The organism is Rhizobium sp. N122 (genome assembly GCF_002211295.1).
GTDB lineage: Bacteria > Pseudomonadota > Alphaproteobacteria > Rhizobiales > Rhizobiaceae > Rhizobium.
This window is the reverse complement of record NZ_LOKU01000030.1, coordinates 37,494-52,013: the sequence shown is the minus strand read 5'-3', so window position 1 is coordinate 52,013 and position 14,520 is coordinate 37,494. Positions and strand designations below refer to the sequence as shown.

Genomic DNA, 14,520 nt, shown 5'->3' with positions numbered 1-14,520 from the left:
CGGCCGGCAAGCCCAAGATCGTCGCAACCGTCGCCACCATGCGCAAGCTGCTCACCATCCTCAACGCCATCATCAGGGACGGACGACCATGGCAAAACGCTTGACAAAGAAGACAGTCGCTCTCCCCGCGCGCGGGGCGAAGGGGCAAGCCGCAAGCTCTCCGTCCCTCTCCCACCTCTCGCAGGGCACGTCCCCTCTCCCCGCTTTACGGGGAGAGGGTTAGGGTGAGGGGCAGCTTTCCGCGCAAACCGGACAAACCAACTAGACGTCCGCCATACAAAAAAGGCGGGCACCCGGCCCGCCTTTTCACTTGAAACTCGCTGCCGTCAGCCGGCTGCGACGGGGGCGCCCCAGCCGCCCCAGACGTAGATGCAGAAGAACAGGAACAGCCAGACGACGTCGACGAAGTGCCAGTACCAGGCGGCGGCCTCGAAGCCGAAATGCTGTTTCGGGGTGAAGTCGCCGCGCAGCGCCCGGATCAGGCAGACCAGCAGGAAGATCGTGCCGACGAGGACGTGGAAACCGTGGAAGCCGGTCGCCATGAAGAAGGTCGCGCCATAGATCGAATTTTTGAAGGCGAAGGGCGCGTGGGCATATTCATAGGCCTGGACGCTGGAGAAGAAGATGCCAAGCAGCACCGTCAGAACCAGGCCCTGGATCAGGCCCTTGCGGTCATTGTGCAGCAGCGCATGATGCGCCCAGGTGACCGTCGTGCCGGAGAGCAGCAGGATGACGGTGTTGTAGATCGGCAGGTGCCAGGGATCGAGCACCTCGATGCCCTTCGGCGGCCAGGTGCCGCCGGTATAGAGCAGGCGCGAAGCCTGGATCGCCTCGTTCGGATAGAGGCTGGCATCAAAATAGGCCCAGAACCAGGCGACGAAGAACATCACTTCCGAAGCGATGAACATGATCATGCCGTAGCGCAGATGCAGGGAGACGACTCGGGTGTGGGCGCCCTCATGGGCTTCCTTCACCGTATCGGCCCACCAGCCGTACATGACGTAGAGAACCAGCGCGAAGCCGATATAGAAGAGCCAGGGATTGGCGAGTTCGGCGCCGGCGACCTTGAACGATCCGCCGTTCAGGTAACGCATGTAGCAGACGCCGCCGATCGCCATGATGAAGGCGCCGAGCGAGGCGAGAATCGGCCACGGGCTCGGATCGATGATGTGATAGTCGTGATTCTTCTGATGAGCATCGGCCATGTAGCTATCCCCGGATGTCTTCCTTCACTCCGCTCCCGGCATAGCCGGAAACGAGCCTTGATCAAAGTTTCTTTTCACTCTTTACCGCTCCACCCTCATTCGAAGCCAGCGGCTTCGGACCCTCTTTCGGGTAGAACGTATATGACAGCGTGACCGTATGGATGTTCTTCGATTCCACGGCCTTGACGATTTCCGGATCGATGTAGAACACCACCGGCATGTCGAGCTTTTCGCCCGGCTTCAGGTCTGTTTCCGTAAAGCAGAAACATTGCACCTTGTTGAAATAGACGCCCGCTTCACCCGGCGTGACGTTGAAAACCGCCTGGCCGCGCTGCGTCTCGTTCGAGCGATTCTCGGCGGTGAAATTGACCTGGATGGTTTCGCCGATCTTCGGATTGACCTCGCGCTCGACCGGCTTGAAGTCCCATTGCAGGCCGGGTGCGACATTGGCGTCGAAGGTCACGCGCATCGTCCGGTCGAGCACGACGCTCGACACCTGGTCGACGCGCTGCGTCGTGCCGTTATAGCCGGTGACCTGGCAGAAGATCCGGTAGAGCGGCACGGCGGCGTAGCTCATCGCGCCCATGCCGAAGACGAAGCTCAGGCACATCATGACGACGGCGCCGTTGTTGCGTCCCGGCTTTTTCGGTGTGGCGGGCTTTTCGCTCATCCGGCCATTCCCCCGCCGATCTTCACGATGGTGATCGCGTAAAAGAGAATGACGAGGCCGGCAAGCACCAGGCCCAATGCGACATTACGATTGCGGCGCGACTTGAGCTGCTTTTCCGTGAGCTTAACGAGATCCATCAGAACCAACCTCCCGCATGCGAAACCAGCACCGAGGTCAGCCGGTCGATCATCAGGGCGGAGAACACGGCGAAGAGATAGAAGATCGAGAAGGCGAAGAGCTTCTTCGCCGGAATCATCTTCAGATCGCCGTCGGGCATACGCCAGACGGCGATGGAACAGTAGATGAAGATTGCGCCAAGCGTGGCGGCCACCAGGCCGTAGCCGAGGCTGGCGAAACCAAGGAAGGAGGGCAACACCGCGCAAACGGCGGTCAACACTGCATAAGCGACGATCTGATGCTTGGTCACCCGCTCGCCGGAAACGTTCGGCAGCATCGGCACGCCGACGGCCTCGTAATCGCGCATCTTGAAGAGGGCCAGCGCCCAGAAATGCGCCGGCGTCCACAGGAAGATGATCAGGAAGAGCACGGTGCTTTCGATCGTCACGCTGTTGGTCACGCAGGCCCAGCCGATCATCGGCGGGAAGGCGCCGGCGGCTCCGCCGATGACGATGTTCTGCGGCGTCGAGCGCTTCAGCCACATGGTGTAGACGACGGCGTAGAAGAAGATGGTGAAGGCGAGAATGCCGGCCGACAGCCAGTTGACGGCAAGGCCGAGGATGACGACCGAGAAGCCCGACAACACCAGGCCGAAGGCCAGCGCCTCCGAGGGCGCGATGCGGCCGGCCGGGATCGGACGGTTGGCGGTGCGGCTCATGATGGCGTCGATATCAGCGTCGTACCACATGTTGAGCGCGCCGGAGGCGCCGGCGCCGACGGCGATACAGAGTATGGCGATCAGGCCGAGGACGGGATGGATGTGGCCCGGCGCCAGCACCAGACCGGCAAAGGCAGTGAAGACCACGAGCGACATCACCCGCGGCTTCAGCAATTCGAAATAATCGCGCGCACTCGCTTCCGACAATTCGCCGTCCTTTGCAAGCGTCCCGTGATTGTCGATAACCGTCATCATTCCGTCCCGAATGTCAGAATATCAGGACGCCGCAGTCGATACGGCGTCCTGACACCCGCGCAATTACTTGATGCGCGGAAGCTGTTCCCACTGGTGATAGGGCGGCGGCGAAGGCAGCTGCCATTCGAGCGTCGTTGCACCCTCACCCCACGGATTGTCGCCGGCGACCCGCTTCTTGGCCAAGGCCTCGAAGACGCCGAAGAGGAAGATCAGCACACCGAAGGCCGAGATGTAGGAGCCGATCGAGGACACATAGTTCCAGCCGGCAAAGGCATCCGGATAATCGATGTAACGGCGCGGCATGCCGGCGAGGCCGAGGAAATGCTGCGGGAAGAACACCAGGTTGACGCCGATGAACATCACCCAGAAATGCAGCTTGCCGACAAACTCGTTGTACATGTAGCCGGTCATCTTCGGGAACCAGTAGTACCAGCCGGCGAAGATCGCGAAGACGGCGCCGAGCGACAGAACGTAGTGGAAGTGGGCCACGACGTAATAGGTGTCATGCAGCGAGCGGTCGAGACCGGCATTGGCGAGCTGGACGCCGGTGACGCCGCCGACCGTGAACAGGAAGATGAAGCCGATCGCCCAGAGCATCGGCGTGCGGAACGAGATCGAGCCGCCCCACATCGTCGCGATCCAGGAGAAGATCTTCACACCCGTCGGAACGGCGATGACCATCGTCGCGAAGACGAAGTAGCGCTGCGCGTCGAGCGACAGGCCGACCGTGTACATGTGGTGGGCCCAGACGACGAAGCCGACGGCGCCGATCGCGACCATGGCGTAGGCCATGCCGAGGTAGCCGAAGATCGGCTTCTTCGAGAAGGTCGAGATGATGTGGCTGACCATGCCGAAGCCCGGCAGGATGAGGATGTAAACCTCGGGGTGACCGAAGAACCAGAACAGGTGCTGGTAGAGGATCGGGTCGCCGCCGCCTTCCGGGGAGAAGAAGGAGGTGCCGAAGTTACGGTCGGTGAGCAGCATGGTGATGCCGCCTGCCAGAACCGGCAGCGACAGCAGCAGCAGGAAGGCGGTGATCAGCACGGACCAGGCAAACAGCGGCATTTTGTGCAGCGTCATGCCGGGAGCGCGCATGTTGAGGATCGTGGTGATGAAGTTGATCGCACCGAGGATCGACGAGGCGCCGGCAATGTGCAGCGCGAAGATCGCCAGATCGACCGCCGGTCCGGGCGTGCCGCTGGTCGCCAGCGGCGGATACATCGTCCAGCCGCCGCCGGTGCCGTAGGCGCCTGCCGGGCCTTCGACGAACATCGACAGAAGCAGCAGCGCAAAGGCCGGAACGATCAGCCAGAAGGAGATGTTGTTCAGGCGCGGGAAGGCCATGTCGGGCGCGCCGATCATGATCGGCACCATCCAGTTGGCAAAACCGCCGATCATCGCCGGCATGACCATGAAGAAGATCATGATCAACGCGTGCGCGGTGGTGAACATGTTGAACATCTGCTTGGCGCCGTCGATCGCGGCATCGCCTTCATAGCCATAGACCATCGACGCCAGGCCGTGGAAGATCTGGATGCCAGGCTCCTGCAGCTCCATGCGCATGGCCACCGACAGCGCGCCGCCGATGATGCCGGCGATGATCGCGAAGATCAGGTAGAGCGTGCCGATGTCCTTGTGGTTGGTCGAAAACAGCCAGCGATTGACAAAGCTCGGCTTGTGCCCGTGATCGTGGTCATGATCATGGGCGTGGTCATCATGGGCATGACCGTGAGAATGATCGTCGTGAGCGGAAGGTCCAGCCATTGTCCCGATCCCCTTAATTACTGTGCTTCGGCGACGTCGAGGGTCTTTGCGGGACCATCGGTTGCAGCCATGAGTGTCTTGTAGGCGCCGGGCAGGTCGCTCGCGGCTGTCGTCAGCCACTGCTTATACTTGTCCTCGGAGACGACGCGGATGGCAATCGGCATGAACGCATGGTCCTTGCCGCAGAGCTCGGAACACTGGCCATAAAACAGGCCTTCGCGCTCGGCCCTGAACCAGGTCTCGTTCAGGCGGCCCGGAACGGCGTCGATCTTGACGCCGAAGGACGGCATGGCGAAAGCGTGGATGACGTCGGTCGGGGCAGAGGTCACGAGAACGCGGACCGTCTTGTTGACCGGCAGCACCAGTTCGTTGTCGACGGCCAGAAGCCTGGGATAAACCGACTTGTCTTCCTTGCCGGCGGCAGCGCGGTCCTGATCCTTCAAGAGATAGCTGTCGAATGCCAGCGGGCTGTCGCCCGAACCTTCATATTCATAGTTCCACTGCCACTGGGTGGCGGTCGCCTTGATCGTCACGTCGGGGTTTTCGGGCAGCGTCAGCTGCGCCGTCAGCAGGTTGAACGAAGGAATGGCGAGAAGAAGCAGCACCAGGACCGGCCCCACGGTCCAGGCAATCTCGATCATAGTGTTGTGGCTCGTCCTCGAGGGGACCGGGTTCGCGCTGGCGCGGAACTTGACGCAGACGACGATGAGCAGGACCAGAACGAAGAGCGTGATCGGAACGATAAACCACAGGGTATATTGTTCGAACCAGTGGATTTCCCGCATGATCGGCGTTGCCGCCGGCTGCAGCGTCGCCTGCCACGGCATTGGCTGGTCGGCATATGTGCCGGAAGCAAAAAGCAGACAGACCAGCGTGGTCAGGGCTGCATAAGCCTTCTTCATCACCTTATTATCTCCCTCGAGCGCTTGACCTGCAGAATAGAACGCAGAATCCTTGCCATCTTCAGCGCTTCAAACCACAGTTTGGCATTTGCCGCAACAGGTCAGAGCAATTGTCTATGCGGCATTTTTGCTGAAAGCATAGGCAGGCCGGAAGGGCAAAACATCCCAAGTTTTTCATCAGCATATGAAAAATCGGCTTTCCGGCCAATCCGCGCGCCGCACATTCTTGCCGAAAGGTCCAATTTCCGCCGCAGTCCCCCGGTTTTCACGGGGTGGGGCTTTTCATTTTTGGTGGGCAGCTTCAACAATAGCGGCAATGATTCGATATCCAGAGGTTTCCATGGGTTTCCGTTCCCTCGCGCAGTCGCTTCTCGTGACTGCCAGCATCGCGGCCGCAGCGACGACGCCCGTTTTCGCACAGCAGCAACCGGCGCCGGCGCAGGCCAAGCCGCCGGCTGCGGCCCCTGCTCCCGCTCCGAGCGCGACGCCGCAGCAGCCGAACGCGGCCAATCCGAATATCCAGGTGTCACCCGGCCAGACCCAGCCGCAGGCACCGGGCACGGTGAAATCCAATCACGGCGCATGGTCGGTCGTCTGCGACAAACCGGCAGGGGCTTCGACCGAACAATGCGCGCTGATGCAGAACGTCATCGCCGAGGATCGGCCCGAGGTCGGGCTTTCCGTCGTCGTGCTGAAGACCGCCGACCGCAAGTCGAAGATCCTGCGGGTGCTGGCGCCGCTCGGCGTGCTCCTGCCGAACGGCCTCGGCCTCAATGTCGACGGCAAGGATATCGGCCGCGCCTATTTCGTGCGCTGCTTCGCCGACGGCTGTTATGCCGAGGTGGTGCTCGAGGACGAGTTGCTGAAGACCTTCCGCAGCGGCGCCCAGGCAACCTTCATCGTCTTCCAGACCCCCGAAGAAGGCATCGGCATCCCCGTCGACCTCAAGGGCTTCGCCGAAGGTTTTGACGCGCTGCCGTAAGGGTATGCGAGTGCGGCGCGCAATTACGCTCGCCCCTCAATCGTCGCTGTACTTGCTCCAGAGGCTTATCCCACCCTCCGTCATGCTCGGGCTTGACCCGAGCATCCACGCGGCACCCTCGGTGGTGGCATGGATCCTCGGCTCAAGGCCGAGGAGGACGGAGAATGAGGTGACGTTCCAGCCAAACGTGATGCTGGCGCGTGGGGAACCCCATCCGCAGGAGGCGTCTCCTGCGCGGAAAACCCTAAAAACGCTTAGGTCTCTCCCAAGTAACAAAGAATATTCCGCCGCAGGGCTTCACTCCTTATCATTGGGAGCCCTATCTAGATGCGTAAGCGCATTCCCGCACGCATGCCTATTGGAGCCAGACCATGACCACCGATCTCCTGACGCTATTCGATGCCGACGAAGCCACGATGCGTGGTCTGGTCGCCGAGGCGCTCGCCGGCGCCGATGACGGCGAGCTGTTTATCGAGCATGCGCAGGCCGAAGCGCTGACCTTCGACAATGGCCGGCTGAAGGGCGGCAGCTTCAACACCGAGCAGGGGTTCGGCCTGCGCGCCGTTGCCGGCGAAGCGGTCGGTTTTGCCCATGCCGGCGATCTTTCGGTGGCGGCGCTGAAGCGGGCGGCGGATGCCGTGGGGGCGGTGACGCGCGGCTATTCCGGCTCCTATGCGGCAGCCCCGCAAGGCACCAATAAGAAATTCTACGGCGACCAGAACCCGATCGGCCAGCCGAGCTTCGAGGAAAAGGTCAAGGTCCTGCAGGATATCGACGCCTATCTCAGGGGCAAGGACGACAAGGTACGGCAGGTGACGGCCTCGGTCGCGGCGAGCTGGCAGGTGGTCGACATCCTGCGCGCCGACGGGCATCGCGTGCGCGACATCAGGCCGATGACCCGCATCAACATCTCGGTCATGGTCGGTGAAGGCGATCGGCAGGAAAGCGGCTCCTACGGCAGCGGCGGGCGGATCGGCTTCGGCGACTTCATCGCCGAGGGCAGCTGGCAGTACGGCGCCGACGAGGCGCTGCGCCAGGCGCTCGTCAATCTCGAGGCGATCGATGCGCCGGCGGGCACCATGGACGTCGTTCTCGGCTCCGGCTGGCCGGGCGTCATGCTGCACGAGGCCGTCGGCCACGGGCTGGAAGGCGATTTCAACCGCAAGAAGACGTCGGCTTTTGCAGGCCTGCTCGGCCAGATGGTCGCCGCTCCCGGCGTCACCGTCGTCGACGACGGCACCATCGACAACCGCCGCGGCTCGATCACCATCGACGACGAGGGCACGCCGTCGGGCTACAACGTGCTGATCGAGAACGGCAAGCTCGTCGGCTATATGCAGGACCGGCAGAATGCCCGGCTGATGGGCATGGCGCCGACCGGCAACGGCCGCCGCCAGGGTTATGCGCATGTGCCGATGCCGCGCATGACCAACACCTATATGCTCGGCGGCGACAAGACACCCGAGGAAATCATCGCCTCGGTGAAGAAGGGCATCTATGCCGTTTCCTTCGGCGGCGGCCAGGTGGATATCACCTCCGGCAAATTCGTCTTCGGCTGCACCGAGGCCTATCTGATCGAGAACGGCAAGGTCGGCGCGCCGATCAAGGGCGCGATGCTGATCGGCAACGGCCCGGATGCGATGAAGCGGGTATCGATGATCGGCAATGACATGAAACTCGATACCGGCATCGGCAATTGCGGCAAGGCTGGCCAATGGGTTCCGGTCGGCGTCGGCCAGCCGCATCTGCGCATGGATCAGGTGACGGTCGGCGGCACGCAGACCTGAGGCGAAAGGAGCCTGTGATGGCGGAGGTCGAGATCAGGCGTTTTGCGGAAGGCGACGCCGATGCCGTGCTTTCGGTGATCCTGCCGATCCAGCGCGAAGAGTTCGGCATCGACATCACTGCCGATGCGCAGCCGGACCTCAGGGTCATCCCGGATTTCTACCAGTCCGGCAAGGGAGAGTTCTGGGTCGCGGTCAGGGACGGCGCCATCGTCGGCACGCTAGGCTTGAAGGATATCGGCAACAACCAGGCGGCGCTGCGCAAGATGTTCGTCTCAGCCGCCGTGCGCGGCCGCGAGCATGGCGTGGCGGCGCTGCTCCTCGACCGCCTGTTCGCCCATGCCAGGGATGCCGGCCTCACCGATATCTTCCTCGGCACGACGGACAAATTTGTCGCCGCCCATCGCTTCTACGAGAAGAACGGCTTTACCGAGATCGCCAAGACCGCCCTGCCCCGCGCCTTCCCGCTGATGGCGGTGGACACCAAGTTTTATCGCTACAAGGTCGGCTGATTCCGGCGGCGGATCTTCCTCAGCTCTTCGACACTTCCGCCGGCTGAAACCGCCACTTACGCTCGATCGCCGCAGCCAGATCGATATCGTTGCGGCGGGCAAAGAGCAGGATATGGCCGAGCAGGTCGGCAGTTTCGTCGGCGAGATCGCGGTGGAGTTCTTCCGGCGTTCGGTCCCTGCGGCGCCCGCGGCCGGTCACACGGTTCCAAGCCTGGGTGAGTTCACCCACCTCCTCCTGCAGCTTCAGGAGAAACCAGTCAGGGTCACGCTCGATGCCGTTGGCCGCGGCATAGGTGGCGGATGAGGTTTCGAACTGATCGGCAAGACGACGCAACATCGGCGTTCTCCTTTTGTTTATGGAAGAGACGCTGATTCCCGATGCTTGTCCAGAGTAGATCAGCCGTGGTCCGGCAGCAGCATGCAATCGTAGGAGCGCTGCTTCAGCGCATCGCAGGCGGAGACGGCGGCATCCTTGCTGGCGAAGCCGACGAAGCGGGCGCGATAGATCTTGTTGGCGCCCGTCCCGACTGCCTCGGTATAGGGCGAGGCGGAACTGAGCGGCGCGCCGCCTTCCGATTTCGCCTGGGCGAGAAGGGCGCGCGCCGCATCGGCGCTCGGCGCGGCCGAGATCTGGATCTGCCAGTCACCTTCGGCTTTGTCTGCCGACATTTTCGGCGCCTTGCCGGCGTTCAGGATCTCGTCCATCGCGACCGGACGCTCCAGCGGCACAACGGCGTCATCGGCATAGGCCAGGCTCTTTGCGGCAAGATCGTCGGCCGGGCGCGGCGCGCTCAGCGGCACCGGAACATCGGAATCGTCGGCGGCGGAGGCGATTTCGACAGGCTCCCTGGCCCCGACGCTCGCCACCAGCTTGGCGCCGCCGGAAGAGGAGGCACGGCCGAGATAGCGGTCGAGCAGACCGGCCATCTTGGCGTCGCGGCTGCGAGCGGTGCGGCCGCCGAGCACGACGCCGACAACGCGGCGGTTGCCGTCCTTGACGGCGCTGACGAGGTTGAAGCCGGAGGCGTTGGTGTAACCGGTCTTGATGCCGTCCATGCCCTGGTAGCGGTACATGAGATTGTTGTGGCCGCGCACAGTGCGGCCGCGGAAATTGAAGCTTGCCGCCGAAAACAGCCGGTATTCGTTCGGATAATTCTTCATCAGCGCGATGGCGAGCGTCGACATATCGCGCGCGGTGGTGACCTGACGGCCGTCCGGCAGGCCGGAGGCGTTGACGAAGACCGTGCGGCTCATGCCGAGCTGGCGGGCCTTGGCCGTCATCATCCGGGCAAAGCCGCTTTCCGAGCCGCCGAGCGTCTCGCCCATGGCGGCGGCGGCATCATTGGCGGATTTGATGATCATGCCATAGACCGCCTCGCGCACAGTGATCGTGCCACCGGCCTTGACGCCGAGCTTGGTCGGCGGCCGGGCGGCGGCATATTTCGACATCTTGATCGGCGTATCCCAGCCGATCTTGCCACGTTTCAAAGCCTCGAAGGTGAGATAGAGCGTCATCATCTTGGTCAGCGAGGCCGGATGGTTCAGCGTATCGGCGTTCTCGGCGGCGAGAACCTTGCCGGTGCGGGCATCGAGGATCAATGAAGCGCTGCCGGCCAAGGCCGTAAGAGGCGCCGAAATGGCCAGCGTTACGGTCAAAACAGCCGCCAGAAGCGTTCTCATGCAGTTCCCCTTGATGCGTCGGCGGACAGGATCGGCCTTTGTGCCGTAATGTGACAGAAGCGGCAAGTTTGGCGCGACTTTGAGGCAACTCCTATCATTTTTCTAGTCTTTTCATCGCCTTGGTTAACAGGAAATGAAAAGACGCGTGCGAAATCGGGATTCAGCAAGGCTTAAGCCGCGCTTGCTAGTTTCCGGAAAAAGGCAACGGACGGCGCATGGCGGGACAATTCAAGCGACTGGCAAAACGCGCGGCAATCGGCGCCGGGCTCGAGGTTTCTTGGCTCATCGCCGCCGCCGGGCTGATGCGTCAAGCGCGCGGACGCGGCGTCGTCTTCACGCTGCATCATGTCCGCCCGCACGTGCCGGAGGCTTTCGAGCCGAATGCGCATCTCGAAATCACCCCCGGCTTTCTCGATGCGGCGCTGCGGCGGTTGAGGCGGGAGGGCTATCGCTTCGTGCCGCTCGATCAGGTGCCGGCGCTGCTGGCCGAGCCCGAGGGCGGAAAGCCGTTTGCCGCCTTCACGCTCGACGACGGCTACATCAACAATCTGGAGCACGCGCTGCCGGTGTTCGAACAGCATCGGGCGCCGTTCACGGTGTTCGTCGCCAAGGGTTTTGCCGAGGGCTCCCACAGCATCTGGTGGGAGACGCTCGCCGTGCTCTTGCGCCGCTCAAGCGAACTCCGCTTCGATTTCGGCCACGGCAGCGAGCGCCTGGCGCTCGACGATCCGCAACAGCAATGGAATGCCTTCGATCGATTCGCCGCCTATATCCACCGCTCCGACGAGGCGCGCGCCGTTGCCGCGATCGACATGCTAGCACGGGAAAACGGCATCGAGCCGACCGATATCACCCGCGAACTGGTGATGGGTCCTGGTCAGTTGCAATGGCTGGCGGCCCATCCCCTCGCCGCACTCGGCGCCCATACGATCAGCCACCGGGCGCTGGCCCGTCTGCCGGAGGCCGAAGCGCGGATAGAAATGCAGGTTTCGGCCGATTACGTGGAAGTGGTGACCGGCATCCGCCCCAAGACGATCGCCTATCCCTACGGCACGCCGGAGGCTGCGACCAGCCGCGAGGCGGCGATCGCCCGCAATCTCGGCTTTCAGCTTGCGGTTACGACCCAGCCGGGCCTGCCGTTGGCGCGGAAAACCGGCTATCTCAGCCGCATATCGCTGAACGGCTTCTACCAGAAGCGACGCTACGTCTCGGCGCTCGCCTCCGGCATTCCGCTGAAACTGATGGGCAAATAACGCCGCTTACGGATACATCCTGACCTTGTCCCATGCGCCTTCCGGCAAGGGCCGGCGAAATTCGATGCGGTCATGCAGGCGGAAATTCTGGTCCTTCCAGAATTCGATCGAGGTCGGTCGGATGCGGAAGCCCGACCAGTGAGCGGGGCGCGGAATTTCACCGATGGCGTAACGGGCGGTATATTCGGCCACCGCCTTTTCAAGCGCGAATCGGCTTTCGAGCGGGCGGGATTGTTTCGAAGCCCAGGCGCCGATGCGGCTGCCGCGAGCCCGCGTCTTGAAATAGGCGTCGGCTTCGGCGTCGGTGACGATCTCGACCGGGCCGCGCAGCCTGACCTGGCGGCGCAGGCTTTTCCAGTGAAAGCACATGGCGGCCTTTTTCTGGCCGAGAATTTCACGGCCTTTCTGGCTCTCGAAATTGGTGTAAAAGACAAAACCGTCTTCGTCGAATCCCTTCAGGAGAACCATGCGGACATTGGGAAGACCATCCTCATCGACCGTTGCCAGCGCCACGGCATTCGGGTCGTTGGGTTCGGAAGCCTCCGCTTCTCCAAGCCATTCGGCAAAGAGCTTGAAGGGTTCGCCACTTTCGGTAAAGTCACCGCTTGTTAACTCGTTTGCCGACATATTGGTTCAAATGCCCCGGATTATTCAAAACTCGCCCAGCTTTTGATAACTGGACAGGATGCAGGGTGGAAGTCATAGCAAAGTCATATCGCCATACAAAGAGCCTGCGGCAACGCAGCTGCGCGTTCTTCGTCATCGGCGTTGCCATGCTTTCGCTTTCCGGCTGCCTGGCAGGCGGCATGGATTTTCTCAGTGAAGCCAAGGTCGACCGGTCGGTGGCAACCGGCACCGTGCCGCAGACGCCGCCGAGCACCGATACGCTGTCGGACGAGATGACCGTGCGCAATGCCGTGACCTCGGCCGATGTGCAAAGGCTCGAGGGCCAGCCGCTTCCCTGGGCGAATGCATCGACGGGCAGTGCCGGCGTCATCGATACGATCGTCGAGAACAACGAATCAGGCCAGGTCTGCCGCCAGTTCCGCACGACGCGGCATTCCTATGTCGGCATCGCTAAATTCTACGGCAAGACCTGCCTCGTCGGCGGCGGCAACTGGCAGCTGCTAAGCTTCCAGCCGGAAAGCTGATCGGAAGCCGATCCGGCCCGACAGGTTAACGCCTGACGGCTCTCTGCCGAATGCTTAGCAAAGAGCTAACCATTCAGCGCAAAACACTCCACATCTCTCCATGGAAATAAGAAGTGATTAGCAACTCCCGCGCACGATCGGGGTTGAGAGTGGCTGTCCTTGCCGTTGCGGCGGGATGGCGCGTCACGAGTTGATATTGGCTTTGATTTGGGATTTCGGGATGCCGGGCAAGGACGTGGCTTCCCGCATCGCAACACCGGCGGTTTGACATGCGCGATCCTTATAAAATTCTGGGCGTCAAACGCGACGCGGCGGCAGACGAGATCAAGGCGGCCTGGCGCAACATGGCCAAATCGGCCCATCCCGACCACAATCAGGGGGACCCGACGGCGACGGCCCGGTTCGCCGAGATCGGCCGCGCCTATGAAACATTGAAGGACCCGCGCAAACGCAGCCTGTTCGACAATGCCATGCGGATGGCGGAAACCAAGAAGCAGGAACAGACGATCATGCAGCAGCGCCAGGCTGCGCGCGAGGCTGCCGTGCGCGCCAAGGCAGCGCAGGCCAATGCCGAGCGGGTGATGGAAGAGCTTGCACGCGCCGCCCAGAAGGCGGCCGCCGAGAGCGCCAGACAACAGGCAGGTTCGGCCGAGCCGGCCGACGAGATGGTCGAGCGCATTTTCGGCGCCCAGGCACGCGCTGCCGGCGGCCAGGCGCAGGGCCGCGCGCAGCAGGCGCAATATCAGCAGGCCCAGAACCAGCAGGCCCAGAACCAACAGACCCAGAGCCAGCAGGCGAGCGAGGCCGGCAGGCGCGTGGATGGCGACGCCGCCGAGGCCGACGCCACGGGCGACGAAGACGCCGCCGAGATGGCAGGCAATGCCGGCGCCAACCTGCCGCTGCCGCTCAGCATCCTGACATCCCTGGTGCGCCGGTTCACCGGCGCCAAGGATACGGGCCTCGAAAAAGCACCCGACGAGGTGGCGACGGCGACGGTGACGATCGACGACGTGCTGAAGAGCGGCTGGATCACCGCCTCACTGCCAGAGGGTCGCGAGATCGGTTTCGCGTTGCCGCCCGGCACCAAGGATGGTCACGAGCTGCGGCTCAAGGGACAGGGCTTCAAGCTGCCGGGCATGCAGCGGGGCGATGCCGTCATCAACATTCGCATTGCGCCCGATCCGCGCTTCACCGTCGACGGTTTCGATCTGCATGCCGTGCTGCCGCTCAGCATCGAAAATGCCGTGCTCGGCACCGAGGCGCGCATCGAGGGACCGAGCGGGCCGCTCAACGTTACTATCCCAGCGTGGTCGGGCTCCGACAAGACGATCAAAATCCCCGGCCAGGGATTGCCCCGCGAAGAGGGCGGCAGGGGCGATCTCGTCGTCGAATTGCGCATTATCCTGTGGGAAAAGCCCGACGACAAAGTCACCGATCTCATGCGGAGCATGCGCGAAGGCCTGTTCCTGTGAAATATTTATGACTTTCGCACCCTTTGTTACGATACCTAACAGTTGATGATCCAGG

General features: G+C 62.5%; 15 protein-coding genes and 1 pseudogene. 7 read left to right on the top strand and 9 right to left on the bottom strand.

Translation table 11 applies throughout. From position 1 onward, the window contains the following. Positions 1 to 104, top strand: a pseudogene (locus ATY75_RS34055) (IS110 family transposase); the annotation flags it as partial. A 222-nt stretch (positions 105 to 326) separates the two neighbouring features. Here ATY75_RS34055 and ATY75_RS20865 read toward each other — a convergent pair. From ATY75_RS20865 to coxB, 6 genes are all read right to left on the bottom strand, one after another. Beyond that, on the bottom strand, positions 327 to 1,205 hold the full coding sequence (locus ATY75_RS20865; protein WP_064837125.1) for a cytochrome c oxidase subunit 3: 879 nt from the start codon (positions 1,203 to 1,205) through the stop codon (positions 327 to 329). A 61-nt stretch (positions 1,206 to 1,266) separates the two neighbouring features. After that, positions 1,267 to 1,875 carry a cytochrome c oxidase assembly protein gene (locus ATY75_RS20860; protein WP_088939014.1) on the bottom strand — a complete coding sequence of 203 codons (609 nt, stop codon included), beginning with the start codon at positions 1,873 to 1,875 and terminating at the stop codon, positions 1,267 to 1,269. After that, positions 1,872 to 2,012, bottom strand: coding sequence for a hypothetical protein (locus ATY75_RS34675; protein ID WP_088939013.1), 141 nt, complete (start codon positions 2,010 to 2,012; stop codon positions 1,872 to 1,874). The genes ATY75_RS20860 and ATY75_RS34675 overlap by 4 nt, the downstream gene beginning before the upstream one ends. Then, positions 2,012 to 2,962 (bottom strand): heme o synthase, encoded by a 951-nt coding sequence (locus tag ATY75_RS20850; RefSeq protein ID WP_088939018.1) that lies wholly within the window; start codon positions 2,960 to 2,962, stop codon positions 2,012 to 2,014. Before ATY75_RS20850 ends, ATY75_RS34675 begins: the two co-directional genes overlap by 1 nt. A 66-nt stretch (positions 2,963 to 3,028) precedes the next feature. Next, entirely contained in the window at positions 3,029 to 4,729 is a 1,701-nt protein-coding gene (gene ctaD, locus ATY75_RS20845; RefSeq protein WP_088939012.1) for a cytochrome c oxidase subunit I, read from the bottom strand. Between the two features lie 17 nt (positions 4,730 to 4,746). Then, complete coding sequence (gene coxB / locus ATY75_RS20840; RefSeq protein ID WP_064837119.1) at positions 4,747 to 5,631, bottom strand: cytochrome c oxidase subunit II; 885 nt, start codon at positions 5,629 to 5,631, stop codon at positions 4,747 to 4,749. Positions 5,632 to 5,947: 316 nt separating this feature from the next. On the opposite strand from coxB, the gene ATY75_RS20835 reads away from it, so the two are divergent. The 3 genes from ATY75_RS20835 to ATY75_RS20820 all read left to right on the top strand — a co-directional run bounded on the left by ATY75_RS20835 (position 5,948) and on the right by ATY75_RS20820 (position 8,909). Beyond that, on the top strand, positions 5,948 to 6,613 hold the full coding sequence (locus ATY75_RS20835; RefSeq protein ID WP_190241396.1) for an invasion associated locus B family protein: 666 nt from the start codon (positions 5,948 to 5,950) through the stop codon (positions 6,611 to 6,613). A 371-nt stretch (positions 6,614 to 6,984) separates the two neighbouring features. Further along, positions 6,985 to 8,400 (top strand): metalloprotease TldD, encoded by a 1,416-nt coding sequence (gene tldD / locus ATY75_RS20825; protein ID WP_088939009.1) that lies wholly within the window; start codon positions 6,985 to 6,987, stop codon positions 8,398 to 8,400. A gap of 17 nt (positions 8,401 to 8,417) precedes the next feature. Next, positions 8,418 to 8,909, top strand: a complete 492-nt coding sequence (locus ATY75_RS20820; protein ID WP_088939008.1) for a GNAT family N-acetyltransferase — start codon at positions 8,418 to 8,420, stop codon at positions 8,907 to 8,909. Between the two features lie 19 nt (positions 8,910 to 8,928). Here the strand turns inward: ATY75_RS20820 and ATY75_RS20815 are convergent, their stop codons facing one another. Both ATY75_RS20815 and ATY75_RS20810 read right to left on the bottom strand, forming a co-directional pair. Then, a complete protein-coding gene (locus tag ATY75_RS20815; RefSeq protein WP_088939007.1) occupies positions 8,929 to 9,246 on the bottom strand; it encodes a MazG nucleotide pyrophosphohydrolase domain-containing protein in 318 nt (105 codons plus the stop codon). 59 nt (positions 9,247 to 9,305) lie between these two features. After that, on the bottom strand, positions 9,306 to 10,589 hold the full coding sequence (locus tag ATY75_RS20810; protein WP_088939006.1) for a D-alanyl-D-alanine carboxypeptidase family protein: 1,284 nt from the start codon (positions 10,587 to 10,589) through the stop codon (positions 9,306 to 9,308). Positions 10,590 to 10,804: 215 nt separating this feature from the next. Here ATY75_RS20810 and ATY75_RS20805 point away from each other — a divergent pair, with 215 nt between their 5' ends. Further along, a complete protein-coding gene (locus ATY75_RS20805; protein ID WP_088939005.1) occupies positions 10,805 to 11,842 on the top strand; it encodes a polysaccharide deacetylase family protein in 1,038 nt (345 codons plus the stop codon). A 6-nt stretch (positions 11,843 to 11,848) separates the two neighbouring features. On the opposite strand, the gene pdxH is transcribed toward ATY75_RS20805, so the two are convergent. Further along, the gene (gene pdxH / locus ATY75_RS20800; RefSeq protein WP_003584693.1) at positions 11,849 to 12,469 is read right to left on the bottom strand and encodes a pyridoxamine 5'-phosphate oxidase; all 621 of its coding nucleotides are present in this window, start codon (positions 12,467 to 12,469) and stop codon (positions 11,849 to 11,851) included. A 65-nt stretch (positions 12,470 to 12,534) separates the two neighbouring features. On the opposite strand from pdxH, the gene ATY75_RS20795 reads away from it, so the two are divergent. Together ATY75_RS20795 and ATY75_RS20790 are read left to right on the top strand one after the other, a co-directional pair. Next, entirely contained in the window at positions 12,535 to 12,993 is a 459-nt protein-coding gene (locus tag ATY75_RS20795; protein ID WP_064837105.1) for an RT0821/Lpp0805 family surface protein, read from the top strand. A 269-nt stretch (positions 12,994 to 13,262) separates the two neighbouring features. Then, positions 13,263 to 14,465, top strand: a complete 1,203-nt coding sequence (locus tag ATY75_RS20790; protein WP_088939004.1) for a DnaJ C-terminal domain-containing protein — start codon at positions 13,263 to 13,265, stop codon at positions 14,463 to 14,465. Positions 14,466 to 14,520 lie beyond the last annotated feature (55 nt).

What these genes read in the sequence shown, in the direction of transcription:
- ATY75_RS20865 (WP_064837125.1), bottom strand. Translation starts at nt 1,205, where the DNA reads ATGGCCGATGCTCATCAGAAGAATCACGACTATCACATCATCGATCCG.
- ATY75_RS20860 (WP_088939014.1), bottom strand. Translation starts at nt 1,875, where the DNA reads ATGAGCGAAAAGCCCGCCACACCGAAAAAGCCGGGACGCAACAACGGC.
- ATY75_RS34675 (WP_088939013.1), bottom strand. Translation starts at nt 2,012, where the DNA reads ATGGATCTCGTTAAGCTCACGGAAAAGCAGCTCAAGTCGCGCCGCAAT.
- ATY75_RS20850 (WP_088939018.1), bottom strand. Translation starts at nt 2,962, where the DNA reads ATGACGGTTATCGACAATCACGGGACGCTTGCAAAGGACGGCGAATTG.
- ctaD (WP_088939012.1), bottom strand. Translation starts at nt 4,729, where the DNA reads ATGGCTGGACCTTCCGCTCACGACGATCATTCTCACGGTCATGCCCAT.
- coxB (WP_064837119.1), bottom strand. Translation starts at nt 5,631, where the DNA reads ATGAAGAAGGCTTATGCAGCCCTGACCACGCTGGTCTGTCTGCTTTTT.
- ATY75_RS20835 (WP_190241396.1), top strand. Translation starts at nt 5,948, where the DNA reads ATGATTCGATATCCAGAGGTTTCCATGGGTTTCCGTTCCCTCGCGCAG.
- tldD (WP_088939009.1), top strand. Translation starts at nt 6,985, where the DNA reads ATGACCACCGATCTCCTGACGCTATTCGATGCCGACGAAGCCACGATG.
- ATY75_RS20820 (WP_088939008.1), top strand. Translation starts at nt 8,418, where the DNA reads ATGGCGGAGGTCGAGATCAGGCGTTTTGCGGAAGGCGACGCCGATGCC.
- ATY75_RS20815 (WP_088939007.1), bottom strand. Translation starts at nt 9,246, where the DNA reads ATGTTGCGTCGTCTTGCCGATCAGTTCGAAACCTCATCCGCCACCTAT.
- ATY75_RS20810 (WP_088939006.1), bottom strand. Translation starts at nt 10,589, where the DNA reads ATGAGAACGCTTCTGGCGGCTGTTTTGACCGTAACGCTGGCCATTTCG.
- ATY75_RS20805 (WP_088939005.1), top strand. Translation starts at nt 10,805, where the DNA reads ATGGCGGGACAATTCAAGCGACTGGCAAAACGCGCGGCAATCGGCGCC.
- pdxH (WP_003584693.1), bottom strand. Translation starts at nt 12,469, where the DNA reads ATGTCGGCAAACGAGTTAACAAGCGGTGACTTTACCGAAAGTGGCGAA.
- ATY75_RS20790 (WP_088939004.1), top strand. Translation starts at nt 13,263, where the DNA reads ATGCGCGATCCTTATAAAATTCTGGGCGTCAAACGCGACGCGGCGGCA.